Annotated in this window: 1 protein-coding gene; it reads right to left on the bottom strand. The window is 35.6% G+C overall.

All coding sequences use genetic code 11. From position 1 onward, the window contains the following. A partial coding sequence (locus tag TD29_RS18485) for an HYR-like domain-containing protein (protein WP_040279748.1) occupies positions 1 to 3942 on the bottom strand: 3942 nt, incomplete at both ends.

The raw sequence follows: 3942 nt of genomic DNA on the forward strand, positions 1-3942 counted from the left end.
AATTATCAGCTTCATCGGTTACATCACCAGTTAAAGTTACATCGGTAATATCGGTATCACATTCTAAGGTTACATCTGCAGGTACTGTAAATGTTGGAGCCGTTGTATCTTGAATTGTAATTGTTTGTGTTAATGACGTTACGTTTCCGCAGTCATCAGTTAGTGTCCAGGTTCTTGAAATGATAAATGCGTTAGGACAGTCGCCTTCAGTTATTGAGTCAGCATACGTCGCGTCAAGGTTAGATGAACAATTATCAGCTTCATCGGTTACATCACCAGTTAGGGTTACATCGGTAATATCGGTATCACATTCTAAGGTTACATCTGCAGGCACTGTAAATGTTGGAGCCGTTGTATCTTGAATTGTAATTGTTTGAACTAATGTTGTTGTATTATCGCAGTCATCAGTTAGTGTCCAGGTTCTTGAAATGATAGATGCGTTAGGACAGTCGCCTTCAGTTATTGAGTCGACATACGTCGCGTCAAGACCAGATGAACAATTATCAGCTTCATCGGTGACATCACCAGTTAGAGTTACATCGGTAATATCGCTATCACATTCTAAGGTTACATCTGCAGGCACTGTAAATGTTGGAGCCGTTGTATCTTGAATTGTAATTGTTTGTGTTAATGACGTTACATTTCCGCAGTCATCAGTTAACAACCAAGTACGAGTAATTATTGATTCGTTTATACAGCTACCATCGGTAACTACATCAGAATAAGTTGCTTCTAATACTCCTGAACATAAATCAGCTTCATCGTTAACATCGCCTGTTAAAGTCAAATCGGTTGGATCTTGATCACATTCTAAAGTTACATCTGCAGGCACCGTAAATGTCGGAGCAATGGTGTCTTCTATTATAAGTGTAGCAGGAATAGTGGTGGCATTGTCGCAGTCGTCTGTAATGGTGTAAATAACTTTTAAAGTACCACTTTGACCACAAGTTACCACGAAATTAGCAAAATCAAAATCTGAAGTTACCGTTACAGCATTATCATTTGCACAAGATTGTAAAGTAACAATGTTATTTAAATTCCAGTCATTTACTAGAGTTGCATTTTCATCTCCAATACATTCCATTGTATAATCCTCAAGCGCACAGTTAGAAAGATCAGGAATTGTACCATCATCAAAAGTTAGAGTAGCAGTTAAAGCAGTAGTATTTCCACAATCATCTGTTATGGTGTAAGTAACAGTTATAGTTCCACAAGGACCACATGTCGTATTTAAGTTATCAAAATCATAATTTGAAGTCACTTGTCCAGAAAAATCTGTATCACAAGAGTCTATAGCACAAGCTTCAAGTGCAGCAATATTAGTAGCATTCCAAGCATCAGCAAGTGTTTCATTTTCAGTTGCGTCACACTCTAAAGTTGTGTTTTCTACGGTACAATTAGTAATATCTGGAGCAATAGTATCTACAATAGTTAAAATTGCTGTCAATGTAGATTCATTACCGCAATCATCAGTAATGGTATAAATCACATAGATTTTACCACCTTCACCACAAGTAGTCTCTAAATTAGCATACGCAAAATCTGAAGTTACTTGACCATTAAAATCATTGTCACAAGAATCTGCAACACAATTTTCTAATGCTGAAATGTTAGCTGTATTCCAATTATTAGCTAGTTGTTCGTTATTGTCACCTGAACATTCGATAGTGGTATCAGTAATTGAACAGTTATCTAGGTTTGGAGGTGTTGTATCTTCAATAGTTAAAAATGCTGTCAATATAGATTCATTACCGCAATCATCAGTAATAGTATAAATAACAGAGATTTTACCACTTTCACCACAAGTAGTGTCTAAATTAGCATACGTAAAATCTGAAGTTACTTGACCATTAAAATCATTGTTACAAGAATCTGCAACACAATTTTCTAATGCTGAAATGTTAGCTGTATTCCAATTATTAGCTAGTTGTTCGTTATTGTCACCTGAACATTCGATAGTGGTATCAGTAACAGAACAGTTATCTAGGTTTGGAGGTGTTGTATCTTCAATAGTTAAAAATACTGTCAATATAGATTCATTACCACAATCATCAGTAATAGTATAAATAACAGAGATTTTACCACTTTGACCACAAGTAGTGTCTATATTAGTATACGCAAAATCTGAAGTTACTTGACCATTAAAATCATTGTTACAAGAATCTGCAACACAATTTTCTAATGCTGAAATGTTAGCTGTATTCCAATTATTAGCTAGTTGTTCGTTATTGTCACCTGAACATTCGATAGTGGTATCAGTAACAGAACAGTTATATAAGTTTGGTGGTGTTGTATCTTCTAAAGTTAAAACAGCAGTTAATGTTGTTGCATTATCACAATCATCAGTTATGGTATAAATAACAGTTATAGTACCACCTTGACCACATGTTGAAGCCAAATTAGAATACGCATAATTTGAAGTTACAGTAACACCAAGATCATCTGCACAGTTTTCTAAAGCATTGATATTGTTGGTGTTCCAGTTGCCAGCTAGTTGTTCATTATCATTACCAGAACACTCGATAGCAGTATCATTAACTGAACAGTTAGAGACATCAGGTATTGTTCCATCATCAAAGGTTAGGGTAGCAGCAACAGATGATGTGTTTCCACAATCATCAGTTATTGTATAAGTTACATTTATAGTGCCACAAGGACCACATGTTGTATTTAAGTTATCAAAATCATAATTTGAAGTCACTTGACCAGAAAAGTCTGTATCACAAGAGTCTAAAGCACAAGCTTCGAGAGCAGCAATATTGGTAGCATTCCAAGCATTGGCAAGTGTTTCGTTTTCAGTTTCGTCACACTCTAAAGTTGTGTTTTCTATAGAACAATTAGTAATATCTGGAGCAATAGTATCAGCTACAGTAATGTTTTGAGAAATTGATGTAGAATTGCCACATTCATCAATAAAATTCCATGTTCTAGTAATAATAATATTACAAGGATTAGAATTGTTAATGGTGTCAATACCAGTAACAGTAATTGTACCCATACAATTGTCTCTAGCAGTTAATTGACCAGCCATAGGAACTTCATCAATACATTGAAAAGTTAAATCCTCAGGAGTATCAGGAGCAATAGGGTTGGAAGTATCAACACTATTAAAAACGGCCGTTGTAGATGTTGAATTCCCACAACCATCTGTGGCTGTAAAAGTTACTGTGGCAGATCCAGTTTCACCACATCCGTCAGAGAGTGATGTGAAATTATTAGACCATATTACATCAGAACAATCATCAGTAGCAGAAGCACCACCATTTAGTGCCAACCAGGTTAAAATATCTTCAGTTACACCACCATCAATATTACATTCAATAGATTGATTGTTGGCAGGAGCTGTTATTACTGGAGGAGTAGTATCTTCAATAGAAAATGTTGCTGTTGTTGACGAACTATTTCCGCAACCGTCCGTAGCAGTAAAAGTTACAATAGCAGATCCGGTTGAACTGCATTCATTAGAAAGTGCAGTAAAGTCATTAGACCATGTCACAGAAGAACAGTCGTCAGTTGCAGTTGCTCCTCCATTAGAATTTAACCAATTTTGTAAATCATTGTCATTATCTATACTGTTACATTCTGAATTAAAATTAATTGCATTTGTAACCACAGGAGGTGTGGTATCTTGAATAGCGTAAGTTGCAGTTGTAGTACTAAAATTACCACAAGCGTCAGTTGCTGTAAAAATCACACTGATAGGTGTTGTGCAATCAGGAACTGCTCCATTATAATTATTAGACCAATTAATTACATTACCGCAGCTATCGGAAGCCATAGCTCCACCATTCGAATCTAACCAATCTTGGATTGCTAAATTGTTTCCTTCTCCCTCACATTCAATTACAATATTTGTTGCAGATACATCTATTATAGGAGCGATATTATCTTCTATAGTAATAATTTGGTCTAGAGCAGTTGTATTTCCACACTCATCGGTTA

Source organism: Psychroserpens damuponensis (assembly GCF_000826655.1).
GTDB lineage: Bacteria > Bacteroidota > Bacteroidia > Flavobacteriales > Flavobacteriaceae > Psychroserpens > Psychroserpens damuponensis.